This window comes from Leuconostoc gelidum subsp. gelidum KCTC 3527 (genome assembly GCF_000166715.1).
Classification (GTDB): domain Bacteria; phylum Bacillota; class Bacilli; order Lactobacillales; family Lactobacillaceae; genus Leuconostoc; species Leuconostoc gelidum.
Map to the genome: position 1 here is coordinate 171,479 of NZ_AEMI01000036.1, position 19,401 is coordinate 190,879.

Annotated in this window: 17 protein-coding genes; 16 read left to right on the forward strand and 1 reads right to left on the reverse strand. The window is 35.2% G+C overall.

Translation table 11 applies throughout. From position 1 onward, the window contains the following. Window positions 1–54: 54 nt before the first annotated feature. Entirely contained in the window at window positions 55–1,302 is a 1,248-nt protein-coding gene (locus EUI_RS0108625) for an acetate/propionate family kinase (RefSeq protein ID WP_010687780.1), read from the forward strand. A 116-nt stretch (window positions 1,303–1,418) separates the two neighbouring features. Here the strand turns inward: EUI_RS0108625 and EUI_RS0108630 are convergent, their stop codons facing one another. After that, entirely contained in the window at window positions 1,419–2,357 is a 939-nt protein-coding gene (locus tag EUI_RS0108630; RefSeq protein ID WP_010687781.1) for a dihydroorotate oxidase, read from the reverse strand. A 103-nt stretch (window positions 2,358–2,460) separates the two neighbouring features. Between EUI_RS0108630 and EUI_RS0108635 the strand changes: the two genes are divergently transcribed. The 15 genes from EUI_RS0108635 (at window position 2,461) to EUI_RS0108705 (ending at window position 19,401) form a co-directional block, all read left to right on the forward strand. Continuing rightward, on the forward strand, window positions 2,461–4,341 hold the full coding sequence (locus tag EUI_RS0108635) for an ABC-F family ATP-binding cassette domain-containing protein (protein WP_010687782.1): 1,881 nt from the start codon (window positions 2,461–2,463) through the stop codon (window positions 4,339–4,341). A gap of 116 nt (window positions 4,342–4,457) precedes the next feature. Further along, the gene (dprA, locus tag EUI_RS0108640; protein WP_010687783.1) at window positions 4,458–5,324 is read left to right on the forward strand and encodes a DNA-processing protein DprA; all 867 of its coding nucleotides are present in this window, start codon (window positions 4,458–4,460) and stop codon (window positions 5,322–5,324) included. Window positions 5,325–5,363: 39 nt separating this feature from the next. Continuing rightward, on the forward strand, window positions 5,364–7,454 hold the full coding sequence (gene topA, locus EUI_RS0108645) for a type I DNA topoisomerase (protein WP_010687784.1): 2,091 nt from the start codon (window positions 5,364–5,366) through the stop codon (window positions 7,452–7,454). 254 nt (window positions 7,455–7,708) lie between these two features. Beyond that, window positions 7,709–8,143: a PTS sugar transporter subunit IIA gene (locus tag EUI_RS0108650; protein WP_010687785.1), complete on the forward strand. Its 435-nt coding sequence runs from the start codon at window positions 7,709–7,711 to the stop codon at window positions 8,141–8,143. Window positions 8,144–8,158: 15 nt separating this feature from the next. Continuing rightward, the gene (locus tag EUI_RS0108655; protein WP_010687786.1) at window positions 8,159–8,653 is read left to right on the forward strand and encodes a PTS system mannose/fructose/N-acetylgalactosamine-transporter subunit IIB; all 495 of its coding nucleotides are present in this window, start codon (window positions 8,159–8,161) and stop codon (window positions 8,651–8,653) included. Window positions 8,654–8,677: 24 nt separating this feature from the next. Further along, the gene (locus EUI_RS0108660; protein ID WP_010687787.1) at window positions 8,678–9,538 is read left to right on the forward strand and encodes a PTS mannose/fructose/sorbose/N-acetylgalactosamine transporter subunit IIC; all 861 of its coding nucleotides are present in this window, start codon (window positions 8,678–8,680) and stop codon (window positions 9,536–9,538) included. A 1-nt stretch (window position 9,539) separates the two neighbouring features. Continuing rightward, a complete protein-coding gene (locus EUI_RS0108665) occupies window positions 9,540–10,394 on the forward strand; it encodes a PTS system mannose/fructose/sorbose family transporter subunit IID (protein ID WP_010687788.1) in 855 nt (284 codons plus the stop codon). 20 nt (window positions 10,395–10,414) lie between these two features. After that, window positions 10,415–10,708: a hypothetical protein gene (locus EUI_RS0108670; RefSeq protein ID WP_010687789.1), complete on the forward strand. Its 294-nt coding sequence runs from the start codon at window positions 10,415–10,417 to the stop codon at window positions 10,706–10,708. A gap of 273 nt (window positions 10,709–10,981) precedes the next feature. Then, a complete protein-coding gene (locus EUI_RS0108675; RefSeq protein WP_010687790.1) occupies window positions 10,982–12,334 on the forward strand; it encodes an MATE family efflux transporter in 1,353 nt (450 codons plus the stop codon). Window positions 12,335–12,645: 311 nt separating this feature from the next. Then, entirely contained in the window at window positions 12,646–13,080 is a 435-nt protein-coding gene (locus EUI_RS0108680; protein WP_010687791.1) for an SRPBCC family protein, read from the forward strand. Then, on the forward strand, window positions 13,064–13,543 hold the full coding sequence (locus EUI_RS0108685) for a MarR family winged helix-turn-helix transcriptional regulator (RefSeq protein WP_010687792.1): 480 nt from the start codon (window positions 13,064–13,066) through the stop codon (window positions 13,541–13,543). The genes EUI_RS0108680 and EUI_RS0108685 overlap by 17 nt, the downstream gene beginning before the upstream one ends. A gap of 465 nt (window positions 13,544–14,008) precedes the next feature. Further along, window positions 14,009–15,394, forward strand: coding sequence for a hypothetical protein (locus tag EUI_RS0108690; protein WP_010687793.1), 1,386 nt, complete (start codon window positions 14,009–14,011; stop codon window positions 15,392–15,394). Further along, window positions 15,391–17,016: a lectin-like domain-containing protein gene (locus EUI_RS0108695; protein WP_010687794.1), complete on the forward strand. Its 1,626-nt coding sequence runs from the start codon at window positions 15,391–15,393 to the stop codon at window positions 17,014–17,016. Before EUI_RS0108690 ends, EUI_RS0108695 begins: the two co-directional genes overlap by 4 nt. Before the next feature lie 197 nt (window positions 17,017–17,213). Then, window positions 17,214–18,182 carry an acyltransferase gene (locus EUI_RS10160; protein WP_238524886.1) on the forward strand — a complete coding sequence of 323 codons (969 nt, stop codon included), beginning with the start codon at window positions 17,214–17,216 and terminating at the stop codon, window positions 18,180–18,182. Between the two features lies 1 nt (window position 18,183). Continuing rightward, the gene (locus EUI_RS0108705; protein WP_010687796.1) at window positions 18,184–19,401 is read left to right on the forward strand and encodes a glycosyltransferase family 2 protein; all 1,218 of its coding nucleotides are present in this window, start codon (window positions 18,184–18,186) and stop codon (window positions 19,399–19,401) included.

Below are 19,401 nucleotides of genomic sequence, written 5' to 3' on the forward strand. Positions count from 1 at the left end.
AGCGGCGCATGTTGTGAAGGTATACTGAAACTTAAAGGTAAAAAGGAAAACATTATGTCAAAAGTAATGGCGGTCAACGCCGGTAGTTCATCACTTAAATTTCAATTGCTAGAAATGCCTGAAGAAAAAGTATTAATGCAGGGAATTATTGAGCGCATTGGTCAGGAAAATGCTGAAATTACCATTAAATATGGTCAAAACATTGAACCAAAGCGTTTGATTGGTACTGAAGAAGGTCATATCACACTGACAAAAAATGGTGGTCAAAAGTTTGAACATGAAATGGCAATTAAGGATCATGATCAGGCAATTGATATCTTGTTACAAAAAATGACAGATCTTGGTATTGTCAAAGATTTCAATGAAATTACAGGTGTCGGACACCGTGTTGTTGCTGGTGGTGAATGGTTTAATCATTCTGTTGTTGTAACTGAAGAAGTTTTGACAAAAATTGATCGTTTGGCAGATTATGCACCATTACACAATCCAGCCAATGCTATGGGTATTCGTGCTTTTCAAAAATTGTTACCGAATGCATTGTCTGTGGCAGTATTTGACACTTCTTTTCACCAAACAATGCCTGAAAAAAATTATCTCTATAGTATTCCTTATGAATATTATGCACGATACGGCGCCCGTAAATATGGTGCGCATGGCACATCGCATCGCTATGTGACTGAACGTGCAGCTAAAAAATTAGGTATCCCACTTGATGAATTTAATGCAATTTCATTTCATTTAGGTGCGGGCGCTTCAATTACAGCAATTAAGAATGGTAAATCATATGATACATCAATGGGATTCACGCCGTTAGCAGGATTGACGATGGCAACACGTTCTGGGGATGTTGATCCATCATTAGTTTACTATATTCAAGAGCGTGAAGGTCTGTCAAATGAAGAAATGTTGTCAGTATTAAACAAAAAATCTGGTTTACTGGGTATTTCAACAATTTCAAGCGATATGCGTGATTTAGAAGAAGTTCAAGAAACTAATACACATGCTAAATTAGCGCTTGATATGTTCTATGATCGTGTTATTCGTTATGCTGGACAATACTTTGCTGAATTGGGACGTGTTGATGCGGTTATCTTCACTGCTGGTATTGGTGAAAATGATGCCGTAACACGTGCAAAAGTTTTGGAATCATTGGCATTTGCTGGCGTTAAAATAGATACTGATGCTAATAATGTCCGTGGTAAAGAAGCTATTTTGACTACTGAAGATTCAACTGTTGCTGGATTATTGATCCCAACTAATGAAGAATTAATGATTGCGCGTGATGTGGAATCATTACGTTAAAAAAATGAAGTCATTATATTTTAGAAGCAAGCTGTCTATAATCAGCTTGCTTTTATTTTGTTGTTAGGACCTATAAAGGAGGGTGATATTTTTAAAATATCACCCTCCTTTATGACTTATGCTATGATTTTTAATTGTCCACGTACGTCATCCAAAGAATGGTAGCCTTTTTTTGTGAGTATTTCGGTTAGTTCTTTCTCTAATCGTTCAAAGACAGTAATGCCTTCAATAGCAAGTTGCGAACCAACTTCAATTAAATCAGCACCACATAATAGATGGTCATAGACATCACGACCAGTTGTAACGCCACCTGTGCCAATGATTTTAATATTTGTATTTAATCTGTCTCGTAGTGCACGAACATTGGCTAACGCTGTTGCTTTGACCAATGTGCCACCAATACCACCAAAACCTGCTTTAGGTTTAATAACGACCGTATCAGTGTTTTGATCAATGACTAATCCGTTGCCAATTGAATTAATCGTATTAACAAAAGCTAAAGGAAATTTATTTAGGATCGCAGCAATATCATCAAAATGAACAATGTCAAAATAGGGTGGTAATTTGACTCCTAAGGGCTTTTTAAAGAAAGCAAAGGCTTCAGTTAGTATTTGTTCTGTGGCTTCAAAATCATAACCTGTTTGAGGCTTACCAGGAACATTTGGGCATGACAGATTTAATTCAATGAGACCATCAAAATCAGCATCTTGTAATTGGTGTAACATAGCAATGTTTTCTTGTTTGGATAAACCAGCAATTGAAAAGAAAATTGGTTTATATGTTTCTTTAGCGGAGACATAGTTCATGTAATAGTCAAAGCCTTCATTTGGTAATCCCATTGAATTAATAGTCCCTAAACCATTATTTAATTCATAATAACGTGGTGCAGGATTACCAGGGCGTACCAAGGGTGTGGCAGATTTAGTGACAACTGCTCCAGTATATTCAGAAGCTAGAACAGCATCTAACTCCGTGCTAGTTTGACACATGACACCAGCAGCGTTAAGTAAAATGTGATTAAAATGGTAGTTTTGAATATCGGCTGTGAGTTGCATAATTGGTTTCCTCTGACTTATATGATTTTCTCGTGAAATGTTTATCTAAGTATAACAAAAAAATAACACGATAAAAAGGAGCAATGTTGGGTATAATAATAATATGAAACAATTTAGAGTAGACAATTTAAAAAGTACATATGGTGAGAAGGTATTATTTAATGATATCTCATTTTTAATGACAGAAGGTGACCGCATTGGTCTGATTGGTGTTAATGGGTCTGGAAAAACTTCCCTACTCAATGCTATTTCTGGTGTCAATCTGGCCGATTCAGGTAAAATTTTCAAACAAAATGATTATAGTATTGGTTATCTAACACAAAATCCAACATTAGATGATAATGCTTTAGTTATGGATGCTATTTTATCTGGTGACCAACCAGTTTTCAAAACGATTAGACAATACCAGTACGCGTTGCAACAATTTGGCGAACAGCCGACTAATATTAAAGTTGCGCAAAATTTCGAAGATGCACAAAATGCAATGGATCGTGACGAAGCGTGGACAACTGAGGCACAAGTTAAAGCAATTTTAACGCAATTACATATGCCTGACTTGCAACGTCAAATTGGCGAATTATCGGGTGGACAGCGTAAACGTGTCGGTTTAGCGCAAATATTAATTGAAGCGCCTGATCTATTGATTTTAGATGAACCAACAAACCACCTAGATTTTGATTCAATTGCTTGGTTAGAAAAATATCTTGCTAATTATAAAGGTGTTGTACTGGCAGTAACCCATGATCGTTATTTTTTGGATGCAGTGACGACACGTATTTTCGAACTATCATTTGGTGATCTGTATGAATATAAAGGCAATTATCAAGATTATATGATTGGTAAATCCCAACGTGTTGAACAAAGTAAAGTTGCTGATCATAAGCAGCAACAGCTTTATAAGCAAGAGTTGGCTTGGATGCGTAAGTCAGCACGCGCGCGAACAACGAAACAAACAGCCCGTGAGAATGCTTTTTCTGAATTAGAGTCACAGATGGGTAATTTAAAATTAGACGACGATGTTGCTGTTAATTTAGGACAGCAGCGTTTGGGAAAAAAAGTGATTGTTATTGACAATGCTAGTATTAAGTTTGATGATAAAATCATATTGAAAAATTTTAATTTGCGTATAGCAGCAGGTGACCGTATTGGCATCACTGGTGAAAACGGTGCCGGCAAGTCAACCTTTTTGAATGCAATCGCAGGTCGATTACCTGTAACAAGTGGCGTGATTGAATTAGGTGAAACGGTCAAGATGGCCTATTATACGCAAAGTACAGAAGAAATACCAGATGATAAAAGGGTTATTGCCTATTTATCAGATGTTGCTGAATCGGTGACGGATAAAAATGGTAATCAGGTGAGTGTTTCAGAATTGTTAGAGCAATTTTTATTTCCACCCTTCATGCACGGTACACTGATACGTAAGTTGTCTGGTGGTGAAAAAAGGCGATTGTATCTCTTAAAACTTTTATTACAACAACCAAACGTTTTATTATTAGATGAACCAACAAATGATTTAGATATTGGGACGTTGACCGTGTTAGAGGATTTTTTGTCAGGATTTTCTGGGGCTGTCATTACTGTTTCTCATGACCGTTACTTTTTAGATAAGATAGCAAATCAATTATATATGTTCCAAGGTCAGGGCGTTGTTGAACGTTATGATGGTTTATTTAGCCAATATTTAATAGAGCATGCAGATGATCGACTAAAAGTGTCGGAAAAGATATCTGTTTCAAAATCTAAACCAGTTACGATACAAAAGAAGAAATTAACCTATAATGAAAAAAAAGAATGGGAAACAATTGAAGATGATATTGCAAAGTTAGAAACTAGATTAGGTGCTATACCAGATGACATGGCAAAAAACGGCACTGACTATGTTAAGCTTGGTGATTTGCAAAAAGAATCCGACAAACTTGAAGCAGAACTTGATAAAAAAATGGATCGGTGGGAGTATTTGAGCGATATTGTCGCAGGCTAAATTTTCATTTTAATTGTTTTAGAATAAACGGTTGTTTCAGTTATAATCAACGCTGTATTATGATTTTTTTGTGATACCAACCATGTTACAACGTATTATTTTCTGAGGAAAACGATATGAACTTAAACCAACAATTACTAGCAATTCATTTGACACAAGGAATTGGCATTGCGACTGAGTCTCGTCTTATTGAAGCTATGAATTCTAACTTGTTACCAAGTATTTATCCTTGGCCGCTAGATTTATTGCTACAAATAACGCATCGTGTTTACCATGATAGAATTCGTGCAACCTATACGACGGCGTTACAACGCGCAAGTAATTTTAAGGGTAACTATATTACTTATTCTGATGATAGCTACCCACAACGTTTGCGAGAAATATTTGAACCACCACTTGTGTTGTTTTATGAAGGGCAATTAGCAGCTTTAAATTTACCGAGTTTATCAGTCGTAGGGACACGTTCGGCTACGGTTTATGGTCTAAATAGTTTGCGTCATTTATTACCACCAGTTATTCAATCTAGTATTGCAATTGTTTCTGGTTTGGCACAAGGAATAGACGTCATGGCTCATCAAATTACTTTTGCTAACAATGGTGTCCCAATTGCAGTTATCGGTACTGGTACGGACGTTGCATACCCTAGACGCAACACGTCACTGCAAAAGCAAATTATACAACAAGGATTAGTAGTCAGTGAGTATGGCCCTGGTGTCGGACCACATCGCTCCCATTTTCCGGCAAGAAATCGTATCATTGCTGGATTATCCTCAGCCACTTTAGTCGTTGAGGCAAAAATAAAATCAGGTAGTTTAATTACTGCTAATGCTGCCTTGCAAAATAATCGTGAGGTATTATCAATTCCAGGCTCTATCTTTTCAGAAGAATCACAGGGTACGAATGAATTACTCAGTTTAGGTGCTAAGTTAATCACAAAATCCCAGGATATTATAGAAAGTGTCCAAATACTTGATACAATCTGATATGCTATATACTAAGAAGTAAATTATAAGGCATATCTAATGGTAGAGACAAAAAATAAAACAACAAAATCAGTTACAAAGAAAACAACAAAACGTAAGCGAGCTAAGGTTAAGAAAAATCTTGTCATTGTTGAAAGCCCGTCGAAGGCAAAGACAATAGAGAAATATCTCGGAAGCTCATATAAAGTCGTTGCGAGTCTAGGACATATTCGTGATTTACCAAAATCAACGCTTGGCGTTGATGTTGAAAATGATTACGATCCCAAATATATTAACATCCGCGGTAAAGGGGATGTTATTAAGGGATTACGTAAAGAAGCAAAAGCAGCTAAAAAAGTTTATCTCGCAAGTGATCCGGATCGTGAAGGAGAAGCTATTGCTTGGCATTTACAACATATTTTAGATTTAAACCCTGAAGAGCCTAATCGTGTGGTTTTTAATGAGATTACGAAAGATACTATTAAAAACGCCTTTAAGACACCGCGCAAGATAAATCAAGATCTTGTTGATGCACAACAAGCACGCCGTATTTTAGATCGCTTAGTCGGTTATTCAATTTCGCCCATTTTGTGGAAAACAGTCAAACGTGGTTTATCTGCAGGACGTGTGCAATCAGTCGCGCTTGGACTGATTATCACGCGTGAACGTAAAATTCAGGCATTTGAACCAGAAGAATATTGGACATTAGACTCAGAATTTAAGAAGTCTCGTTCAAAGTTTAAATCTGCTTTCTATGGTTTCGACGGTAAAAAACAGCCACTACCGGATAATGATAGCGTTCAATATGTCTTAAAACAGATTGATCAATCCGCTGATTTTAATATTGTCAAAGTTGAGGCTAAAGAACGTAAACGCAATCCACAGCAGCCTTTTACAACGTCAACGATGCAACAAACTGCTAATACACAGTTAAATTTTAGAACACGTAAAACGATGATGGCTGCGCAGCAATTATATGAAGGGGTTAATTTAGGGCGTGGAATTGGCCAAACTGGCCTGATTACGTATATGCGTACGGACTCAACACGTATTTCTTCTCTGGCTCGTAATGCAGCTGCTTTATATATTCACGATACTTGGGGAGAGGCATACTCGCAACATAAACCGATTCAAGGTAAGTTACCTGAAGGCGCTCAAGATGCACACGAAGCTGTTCGTCCGACTGATGTGACAAGGACACCTGAAAGCATAAAAGATAAATTAACCCCAGACCAATTTAAACTATATTCACTAATCTGGTCGCGTTTTGTTGCAAGTCAAATGACGCCAGAAATACTGGATACCATGGCCGTGACAATTGAGCAAAATAATGTTGTTTTTCGCGCAAACGGTTCTAAAACAAAATTTCAAGGGTTTACTAAAGCATACCCAGCAGCTAAAGAAAAAGATAATACCTTGCCTGATTTATCAGTTGGAGACAAGGTTAAATTAACGAATACGAATCCAGAACAACACTTCACATTACCACCGGCGCGCTACTCTGAAGCTGCGTTAATCAAAGCTTTGGAAGAAAACGGTGTTGGCCGACCATCAACTTATGCACCAACGTTAGACACAATACAACGACGAAACTACGTTAGGATTGATGCGCGTAAATTTGTGCCCACTGAATTGGGTGAAATTGTACAAACAATTGTTGAAGAGAGTTTCCCAGATATAACAGATACACATTTTACAGCTAGTATAGAGCATGAGCTAGATGAGGTAGAAATAGGGGACAAACACTGGGTACCAGTGATTGATTCGTTTTATAAACCGTTTTCAAAAGAAGTTGAGCAAGCAGCAGCTACTTTAGAAAAAGTCATTATGCATGATGAGCTTGCTGGTATGAATTGCGAAATTTGTGGTGCACCAATGATTGTTAAAATGGGTCGTTATGGCAAATTTTATGCCTGTGCTCGATTTCCAGATTGTCGCAACACACAAACAATTATTAAAGAGATTGGTTTGCCATGTCCAAAATGTCATAAAGGTCAAATCGTTGAGCGTAAAACGAAGCGGCAACGTACATTTTATGGTTGTTCTCGTTATCCGGATTGTGAATTTGTATCCTGGGATAAACCCACAGAAAAAACTTTGCCGGATGGTACCACACCAAAAGTACCCGAAGATGAAGTATCAAAAGCATAATATTAGATTAGTATTCAGTACAGTTTCAACTCATAAATATATGTCAAAAGCTTAGTCATGACGAAAATTAACCAAATCTGTTAGATTTTTTCTAACTATTTGAAAAAATTTTTTAATCAAGACAGGCTTTTTTATTATTTTCTTATTATTGAGGAACGTTGTTGTTTTTTTCTAAAAAAAAGCGTAAAATATTAATTAAGGTATGTAAGCGCTTACATACATAAGAGTCATTTCACTAAAAGTGGGAGGAAAAAATGAAATATCTTATTTTGGTAAGTCATGGTAAGTTTTCAGAAGGTTTGAAAGATGCCCTAGGTATGTTTGTTGGTGATAACATGGATTCAGTACGAGCAATCGGCTTGCAACCAGGTGAAGACACACAAATTTTGGCTACGCGTTTTAAAAAACTTGTTTCTGAATTAACTGCTGATGCGGAACTCGTTGTATTGGGAGATATCATGGGAGGGAGCCCTTTAACTACAATAACTAACGTTTTGAATCAAGAAGGGAAACTAGAAAAATCCATTATCTTGGGTGGCATGAATTTTCCAATGGCGCTGAATGCTGCTATTTTAAAAGATAGTCTCAGTCAACAGGATTTAGTAACAGCTATTATGAAAGAGGCAGTATCATCAGTGAAACAATTTTCATTAGTTGAAAAATCGAATGAAAATGATGATGATATTTGAAAAGGAGAATAGATTATGAGCATTTCATTTGTGCGTATTGATGATAGAATTATCCATGGACAAACAGTCACACGTTGGGCAAAAGAATATCCTTGTGATGGTTTAATAGCGGTAAACGATGCTGCCGCATCAAATCCAGTTTTAAAGGAAGCTTTTATAAGTGCTTCTGAAAAAAAGACGTTTGTTTGGACGTTGGCACACTTTAAGGAAAAACAGGCGCAAGTATTGGCCTCTAAACGTCAGTATTTTCTCATAACAAAAACACCACAAGACATGAAAACAATCCTTGTTGATTTTGAATTTGTACCAGGAGATGTTAAAAAAGTCATTGTTGGACCGGCCAATGATCGACCTCATGCTATCAAATTAGGTAATAATCAATCTATCATTCCTGAAGAAGCTGTAGCATTTGAAGCAATTCAAGCGCAAGGTTATCAGGTTAAATTCCAATTATTACCTGACGTTTCAATTGGCTATTGGAATGATTTTAAAGGAAAATTTAATTTGTAACGTGATATAGAAAAGGTGAGGAATATGACAATTAGTTGGATACAAGCAAGTATTCTAGGTATTTTTGCCAGTTTGTCGTCTATGCCAGGAATGGCAGGATCTACAATTGGTAATTATACATTAGGACGTCCATTAGTTGGTGGTTTAGTCTGTGGACTTGTTCTAGGAGACTTAAAAACAGGTATTGCGGCTGGTGTGGCCATGCAGTTAGTTTATATTGCACTAGTAACGCCGGGTGGGACTGTTTCTGCAGATTTGCGAGCGGTATCATACATCGGAATACCACTTGCTATGGTTGCCATCCATGCACAAGGTTTAGCAGCCACATCTGGTAATGCCGCTGACTTAGCCAAGTCAATGGGCACGTTGGTGGGTACTGTCGGTACAGTATTATTCTATGGTACTGCAACGATGAATTTAGTTTGGCAACATATAGGCTGGCGTGCAGTTGAAAAAGGTGAGTTTAAAAAATTATACGCGGTTGACTGGGGTTATCCTTGGATTTCACATTTGTTTTTCTCCTTCATTCCAACAGTACTAATGACACATTTTGGTTCGAGTGCTGTTCATGCACTTAGAACGGCGTTACCTATGGATGGTATTCCAATGAAAACATTATTTACTGTTGGGGCATTACTGCCTTGTGTTGGTATTGCTATTTTGTTAAAACAAATAGTTGAGGGTCCAATTGATTTTATACCGTTTTTTGTTGGATTTACGTTTGCTGCGTCACTAAAATTAAACTTAGTTTCAGTTACTGTTATATCACTTATTTTTGCAATGATCTTTTACAAGTTGGATATGGCAATTAGTACTAATCGACAGCCAATACTGAATGGTTCAAATGACACAATAACTGATGATGAGGAAGAGGAGGATATTTAAGATGGCAAATATAGAAAAAAAGACACTTTCTCGTAAAACTCTAAATAAATCTTTTCATCACTGGTTCTATGGTCATCTGACAGTATTTTCTCAAGAACATATGCAGACATTTGGTTACTTAACTTCTATGTTACCCATTGTTGAAGAACTATATGATAACAAAGAAGATCAAGAAAAAGCAATGAAAACTTATACTGCGTTCTTCAATACAGAACCACAACTTGGGACTGTCATTGTAGGTATTACAGCTAGTTTAGAAGAAGCACGTGCTAGTCAAGGAATTGATGATGGCGAGGTAGATGATGCCACGATTAATGGTTTACGTGCAGGTCTTATGGGTCCCATTGCAGGTATTGGAGATTCACTTGTTGTTGGAACACTAATTCCGGTAATCCTAGGTATTGCGCTTGGGATGTCATCGGGTGGCTCACCTTTAGGTGCGATATTTTATATTATTGTATGGAACTTACTTGGCTATTTCGGTATGCGTTTTGCTTATTTCAAAGGATACGAATTAGGTGATAAGGCCGTCGGTATTTTAATTGGCGCGCAGGGAAAAGCAATTAGAAAAGCGATTGCGACCATTGGTGGTATGGTTGTTGGTGGTGTCGCTGCAACTTGGGTGACTGTAAAAACATCGTTTAAGCTCACAAATGGTTCCGGAAAGTCATATTTAGTGTTACAAAACCAACTTGATTCTGTTTATCCTGGATTGTTGACTGCCTTGTTCATAGTTCTCTGCTGGTGGTTAATGGCCAAAAAAAATATTTCTCCTATTAGAGTTATGCTAATTTTGGTAGTCGTTGCACTCGTTGGTGTACTAGTTGGTTTCTTTAATCCAGGGTTAACATACTAATTAGCGTTGAGGTGAGGGTAATGACAGTAGATACTGATAGTATAGAAAAAGCTTATAAAATAGAAATATTATTTCAAGAACGTATGATTCATAATTTACAACATTGGCAATCAATTTTTTCATTATTGACAGGTGTTGGTGTGTTATTCATTTATTTTTTCAAAAATAAAAATATCTGGTTTTTGGGTTCGGGCATAGCGTTATGCGTGATTGGCATATTAGTGATACTGACTGTTGGATACGCAATTTATATTGGTAAAAAAAATGTCACGCGAGTTATTGATCGTTATGAAAATGCCGAAAAAAAAGCTTGATATATCTTGCGTGGTAATTTGTTGAGGCTATTCAAAAATGCAATTTGATGTACATTAAACGAACGATATATTATTAAAAACCTTCAGTGATATGCCATTAGGAAAGAACTGAAGGTTTTGATGTCAAGATACAAAAAGAAAGAAATAGTTTGATTTTAGATACGCTGAAATAGATTTCCTAAAAATTCAAATCAAAGACTAGTCAAACAGATGTTATTCCGGTAGAATAAGTATTTAGCTTACGACTACTTATTTTTGGAGATGTGATTGATTATGCGCGATTTAACTCAAGGTTCACCAGCTAAGCAAATTTTATTTTTTACCATACCATTGGTTATTGGTAATCTTTTTCAGCAACTTTACAATTTTTCCGATACCGTTATTGTTGGACAAACATTAGGGGTTAAATCTTTGGCAGCTGTGGGTGCCACTGGATCCATTATGTTTTTGATTTTAGGATTTGTGCAAGGATTTACGGCTGGTTTATCCATTATCACAGCACAACGTTATGGTGCCCGTGATATTGCAGGTGTGCGTAAAAGTATGGCCTCAACGTTAATTGTTTCAGCATTAACAACCGTTATCGTCACGATTTTGAGTTTACTTGCTGTCTATCCATTACTAAAAATTATGCAAACGCCTGCAGAAATTTTTAATCAAGCATTTATTTTTATCGCCATTATCTTAGGCGGTATTTTTGCTACGATGGGTTACAATGTCACGGCGAATTCACTGCGTGCTATTGGTGATTCGCGCTCACCATTAGTTTATCTTATTGTTGGCATGATCATTAACATTGTGCTTGAATTATGGTTTATCATCGGTTTGAACTACGGCGTTGCCGGTGCTGCTTTGGCGACAGTTATCGCACAACTTGTATCAACGGTGCTAAGTTTTTGGCATATTTATCATTTTTCGCCTTTACTGCAAGTTCATCGTTCTGATCTCAAATGGGATCCGGTAGATATTAGAATCCATTTACGTGCTGGATTACCAATGGGTTTTCAAAGTTCGATAATCGCTATTGGCGCACTCGTACTACAGGGTGCTCTTAACACATTAGGAACAGATGCAGTAGCCGCAACGACGGCTGCACAACGTATTGATCAAGTTGCCACGTTACCGTTAATGTCGTTTGGTATTACAATGGCAACTTTTGCTGCCCAAAATTATGGGGCTAAACAATATGAACGTATTCTTATTGGGGTGAAACAGGCGTTATTCATGAGCATGGGATTTGGCCTATTTATGGGAATTCTAGAAATTGCCTTTGGTGATTTTGCGGTCATGTTGTTTGTGGGCGCAGATCAGCAGCGTGTGCTTGATTTGGCGCAACAATATTTCTGGGCTAATGGTGCTTTTTATTATATTCTATCAGCACTGTTTATTATTCGATATGTGTTGCAAGGATTAAATGATTCCAAAACACCAACTTTTGCAGGCATTGCAGAATTGATAATGCGTACGGTGGCGGCCATTACTTTGGTCGGACCCTTTGGCTTTTTTGGTGCCAGCTTGGCTAATGTGTTGGCGTGGATTGGCTCATTAATCGTGATGATCCCTGCTTATAGAAGAATTATTAAAAAACTTCGTGAACAGCAAAAAAAAATAAATGAGCAACATTAATGATGTGCTCGCTATGTCTTGAATAGAAAAATGAAGTTGAAGTATGGTCTCAATGGCAGTACTGTCATGTGATGATAAATTAGAAAACATAAGCTGTGGACTCTTTATGGTTGATTTTTACAATGACCATTAAAATTTCTGCAGCTTTTTTTTGTGCGCTGTTTAATTTACAATCTACTATCTTGTGCAACGGCAGTTGTTTAAAATTGTTGAGATGACTGTTTAGTATTTTTGTTATCAAAAAAATTCTTGACACATAAATAATAATAGTTTATATTATATGTACACTTATAAAAAGGAAAAAAGAGAATATGAAATATAGTTTTGAGCAGAAAACAAACGCTTCAATTACAGATGTATGGCCGCTGTACGAAAACGTCAACAAGTGGTTTACTTGGGAAAATGATTTAGAGGAAATTTCTTTAGAAGGATTATTTGAAGCTAATACTAAGGGTAGTATGACATTGACGAACATGCCACCTATGTCATTTGAACTCGTTAAAGTTATTCCCGAGGAAGTTTTTATTGATAAAACAACTATTCCAAATATGGGAGATATTAATTTTATTCATGAATTGAGTGAAACTAATCATAAAGAAACAGTCATTAGACATTCTGTTGAATTTGTGCCTTTAAACAGGGAACCAAAAGCTAATGATTTGAAATTTCTTTCTAAGATATTTGAAAACATTCCAGCAAGCGTTTTTTCACTCATTGAGGTTGCTACTAGTGATCCAAAAATTTAATTCAGAATTTAAAGATAACGCGACTAATTCCTTAGGGTTCTCTTTTATTAAAGTTTATAACTCATGGCACACATTAATTAAAACTAAATTACGCCAGTATAATTTAACACATCCTCAATTTATTGTATTATCGACATTAGCTTATTTGACTCAACATAATGATGAAGTTAACCAAGTCAATATTTCAAAGCATTCTGATATTGATGTTATGACTGTCTCTGTGATTATAAAAAACCTAGAAAAATCAGGATTTGTTGTACGTGAAGTTTCAAAAAAAGACACGAGATCAAAAATTATAAAATTGACGCAAAGTGGTTCAGACATTATTAATGAGACGTTACCAATAGTTGAAAAAGTCGATCAGGAATTCTTTTCGGTTCTAAAGGACGATAAAAATAAGTTCAATGATTTGCTTCAATTATTAATATCAGCTGATCTAGGATCGGACATAGAGTCAAAATAATATTTATATTATGTAGATTGCCATAATTAATCGATTACTGCATGTTGCAGAAGAACGGTTTGAGAAAATGAACAGGTGCCTGAATAGAAAAATGAGGTTGAAGCAGTGTTTCAATGACAGCATGTTCATGAGATGATAAATTAGAAGACATAAGCTGCAGACCCTTTATGGTTGGTTTTAGACAACTACTATTAAAGGCTCCGCAGCTTTTTTTGCAGGTTGTTCGGCGTCATTTTACAACCTACCTTAAACAAACCATAAATATTGTGATTGTTGATTATTTTTTAAAAATAAATCTAATGTCGAGCTGATTTAGTTTTTAGATTTTTTATTTTTTTTAAAATCACAAAAAAATAAAGATTAGCGACTATAGTATAATTAGAAGGAATGAAATAAATGACAGTGTATTGTATGATAAAACAACATGACAATGTATGAAAATATTTAAAATATGCAAGGAGCGTTATGAATTCGTTAGTGTCATTCATTAATAAAAATGATTTGTTGAAAATTGAATTAATGAACTATGTCTTAGAAACTGATCAAAAATTTTATGAGACCAAAACCTTAGAACAGGAGTTTGCTGTTTCTAATTATATGTTGCGTGAAATCTTAGATTCCTTGAATATAGATTTACATAATATTTTAGATTCAGATTGGCTATTACTTCAAAAAGGGTTGGTTTATCCTAGATATCGTGTGACGAGATACCATTTATATAAAATGTCACAGTACTATTTTAATCTTTCGGCTTTGAAGCCACTTCTTGAGACGAGAGTTTTAACGGGTTCTCTGCCAACGTATACAACGATTCAATACGATTATGGATGGAGCCCTTCATATTTTTTTTCACAGAAAAAAATATTAAATGGTCTTGTGAATGATAATGATTCTTATGAGTTTATTCAAGCAGGCTATGTTATCTATAATTATTTTGATGAAAAACCGATATTTTCTGATCGTATCAAAGTAATTGGTCAAGAAATGCTAAAATTTTTATTGGAAAATCATTTCATTAACGATTTAAATCAGCGGCAAAAAATGTTACTTATCAACTTTTGTGTGTCTGAAATGTTATATAATAATCAAGCACTTTTTGAAAATAGAGAAGTCGCAATTCATACTGTCGTATCTCTACCAATAATTATTACCTCTTTTATAGGCAATGATTCTGACAAAATTTTGTCAGTATTGCTAGAAATGTTAGATATTTTTGACTTTTTATTAGAGAATAAAAACTATAAGTACTCACAATATGTAAGTGATAAGATTGTACTTTTGCAAAATGACATCATGCCAGTCTTAGAAAATTTTTTCTCCCAGTCAACGAAAAATGAAATAGCACAATTGAGTTATAAAATTTCAGTTTATAGTTTGCGTTTTGGATTTAAAAATCAATGGTTTGTAACAAATGAAGGTGAAGTCAATCTAAATTACTTTCGCGATATCTATCCATCAATTTTTAAATTAATAACTTACCTTATTGATATTATTAACATACAAGAAACGATAGTCAATAATTATCAGCGTGAGCTATTTTGCTTCAATCTTATAGGTATCATGTTTAGAAATATTACGAATACAAGCATTGATAGAGTGAATATTAGTGTTAATTTCTCAGCAACACCAATTACTAATGATATGATGATTACAATGCTTAAAAATCATATTAATCATGCGAGTGTAGACTTCACATGTACAGATAAAATTGCTGATATTTATTTATCTGATATGATCGACGATGATGTACTTGGAGAACAAGTGATCTGGAAAAAGCCACCTACATTAAGTGATTGGACGGCATTGGGTGAACTAATTGTGAAAATTAAAAAAATGAAAAGTGTAAAATGAAAAACAAACAAGTTAGAATCAGGCCCTTGTTTTATATGACCACAGTATCTGTCATATTGCTATCAGTCAGTTCGATAACATCAGACTATAACGTCAGTGCTAAAACTATTACGCTGTCGCAATTACGCAATCAAAACAATCTAGCTAGTCAACTCATATTAAATGGTTCATCTTCAGTAAATGACAACTTAATAACACTGACATCAGACAATTCTGAGCAATCAGGAACAGCTTATATTAAAACACCCATTAATTTTTCAAATGATGTTTCTTTAGATTTAAGCGTCAACATTGGCAATAAGTCGCAACAACATGATGGCGGAGATGGTATGGCTGTTAGCTTCGTTCCTGCTGATCAAATAAAAAAAGTCAATCAAAAAAATGGCGGAAGTTTAGGGTTAGGTGGTCTATCAAATATCTTTGGATTTAAAATTGATACCTATTTTAATCGCTTTCCTGAGGAAGGCTCTTTTGAAGCAGATCCAGTTCAGTTTGGTCATAGGCAAGGTGATGGCCAAAGTTTCGGCGCATTCTTTGATTCCCAAAATGAAGGGGTTATTCATACAATAACGGATGAAGCACAACCAATTGATGAAAAATTTAACAACCAGTTTAAATCACTCATTGTTTCATACAATAGTCAGTCTGGCGCGTTTACAGTTACTTATAACAATCAAGTTTGGCATTATAAAAGCATGCAAAAATTCCAAGGTCCCATGTACTTGGTATTTTCAGCAGCAACAGGCATTAATCATAATGTCCAGCAGATTATGATTGATGATACGAATTACAAACCTTTCACATCATCTGTGACAGTAAACTATTTTGATAACAGAAAAAATATGATACTGCCTTCTACCAAGTTTACTGGTAATATTGGTGAAACCTATAAAATAAATGAAGAAAAAATTCCAGGGTACGTTCTGTCTAATACATCGCAAAATAGTTCGGGTGTATTTAATGAAACAGATTCAGAAATTAATTTTTATTATCAACCAATTCGACACCATGTCATTGTTAATTTTCGATACAATAATAGCATATTACGCAAAGAGGTATTTTCTGGAGATACAGGTGAGACAATTAATTATGCTATGATGCCTGTGCTAGAAGTTTTAAAAAAATATCAAGTGACACGTAATGAATGGCCGGGTGCGTTTACAATTCCTAGAACGGATCAACAAAATTTCTATTTTAACATTGAATTATCCCAAAAAAGTGAACCGATTGACATAAATAAGACACCAAATAAAGTACCAAATAAAACACCAAATAAGACAGTAGATCAGCATAACGAGAATCAAGAACCACAAGATCAAACAGTTGTTCTGCCCGAACAAGGAAATATAATACCAGAAATGGCCGAGGTTCGTGATGATCAGTCTGATTCGCCCCGAAAACAACAGTTAACGTTTTATAAATTTGAATTAAACAGTCCTGCTAGTATCATTTCTCATCCAAAAAAAGATAGAGCAACGTATATGACAACACTGGAGCAAGGTACGGTAATCGAAAAGAAACTAAGCCGACAAACACAACCTAGTCCTTTTAATTATAAAATTAGTAGTTTTACAAAGGTATTAGCAGTTTTGGCCACAACAACCACTTTTTCTGATAGATAAAAGCTTAATTTATTAAGCTTTTTTTGTTTTCAATTTTTTTCAAAATTTGAAGAAAAATAATGGTAGTCGTCACTATATAATTAAATTGTTAATTTATCACTTTTGTAAAAATTTTTATTAGGGGAATACTCATATGGGAAACCGTGTTTATCAAATAGATGTATTAAAGGTTATGGCTATTTTTTTTTGTTATTTCAGTGCATTTTCTACTCAATACAGGATTTTATGACATTGACATTCAATCATTTTCTGCCAGTTTAGGAATCATTTTGCGATTGATTTTTATAACATCAGTCCCATTATTCATTATTGCAACAGGATTTTTAATGGGAACAAAGAAACTCAGCGACAAATATATCGCAAAAATTTTAAGAGTAATCATATTGTATGTCTTAGTATCAATGATCGATTGGCTAACTCAAACGCTTGTATTTCAAAATGACCTTTCTATGCAGGATGCGCTACTGGGATTACTTGATTTTTCAACAGACAGTTATTCTTGGTATGTTGAAATGTATATTGGTTTATATCTCCTCATACCACTGTTAAACGCAGCTTGGCACTATGATTTAAGTAAACAGTATCATATATATATTATTATGGTTTCAACGATTTTATTCTTTTTGCCATCGCTATTTAATGGCTTAGGTAAGATATTACCTGATTGGTGGACTAATGCTTATCCGATTGGATACTACTATGTTGGGCTTTATTTTAAAACTTACTTAGAAGAAATCAAAAAAATCAGTACTAAGCGATTATTAATATGGTCTGTCTCAATTTTTGGTATGATTTCATTTTTGTCTCTGATAGACAATTATGGCCGAATTTTTGCTTGGACTGATGCAAATGATTATATGGGCTATCAGCCATTCTTAGTCGCTATCCTTATCTCATTACTGATTTTAAAAAAAGGTCAGCCGAAAAAAACAACTAAGTTTCATAATTTACTTATTTTACTATCTAATATGACTTTAACTATTTATTTATTTTCGGATTTAACTGACAGTCTCATCTATCACTATTTTAATCGCTTGGTGCCTAATATTGCCTCGCGCTTTACGTGGGCCCCAGTTGTTGTTTTATTATCATTTACGCTTGCGAGTTTGTTAGCTTATATTTTGGAAAAAATGATGTCACTTATTTATCAAAGGAGGAGAGCGTAAAATGATGAGCTATATTTCCGGATTGGTGCAAGATTTTACAACCTACTATCCTATATTTATGACACTGATATGGATTATTGGTTCTTGGCTTTCCTCATTTCATTTCAATCATGAAAAATCAAACGAACCAAACACCAATGAAAAAGTAACAATTCTGATGTCAATATTTAATGAAGAAAATCATATAGTTGAAACATTGTCATCTTTTACGCAATTAACTTATGCTAATTTTGATGTTGTCGTAGTTGACGATAAAAGTACCGATAACTCAGTTAATTTGGTCAAAAATTGGTTAGACAAACATGACAGCGTACCAGTGCGTCTAATTGAGTTATCTAAAAATCTTGGTAAAGCAGCAGCACTAAATCAAGCGATTAAGCAAATAGATGCACCATATATATTAGTAACAGATGCTGATGCAATATTAGCACATGACGTGATTGAAGAATTGCTTAAACAGGTGACTGATAAAACAGTTGCTGCAGTGACTGGCAAGCCTGTTGTTAGAAATAGAACAACTTTGCTGGCAAAACTTCAAACTTTAGAGTATTTAGGGATCATCGATCGGATTAAGCGTGCGCAAGACTTTTTATATGGTGGCATTATGACAGTAGCAGGTGTTGTTGTGCTTTATCGACGTGAGGCGTTGATGTCAGTAGCGGGGTTTGATAGCACAGCCATAACTGAGGATATTGATATTACTTGGCGTTTACGTAAGAAGAATTGGCGAATTCGCTATACACCTCATGCTTTAGTTTATATACTGACACCAGAAACGATTCATGGTTATGTTAAACAACGTGTTCGCTGGTCAGTTGGTGGTATCGAAGTGCTACTGAAAAATTTGAAGTGGACATTCAAAGGCACTAATAAACGTCAAAAACTATTATTAGTTGACGTATGTTTAAGTCATATTTGGTCATGGACGGTCATTATTACCTCTATTCAGTATTTAGTGGTCACGATTGATACGCAAACATTTTCGTTACCAGGTGTTGTGATAATGATATATATTCTTTTATTCTTTAGCATGATGTTACAAGGCATTTTACAAGATCATGGGCAATCACAATTAGGCGTGCCAGAGTTATTCGTCATACCGTTTTATAGTACATTCTATTGGATTACGGTATTAATAACAGCCATTATGTCACAATTAAATGTTGCCTTTTTTCATAAACAGAGAGGATCTTGGAGTAGTCCAGATCGTGGGAGGTAG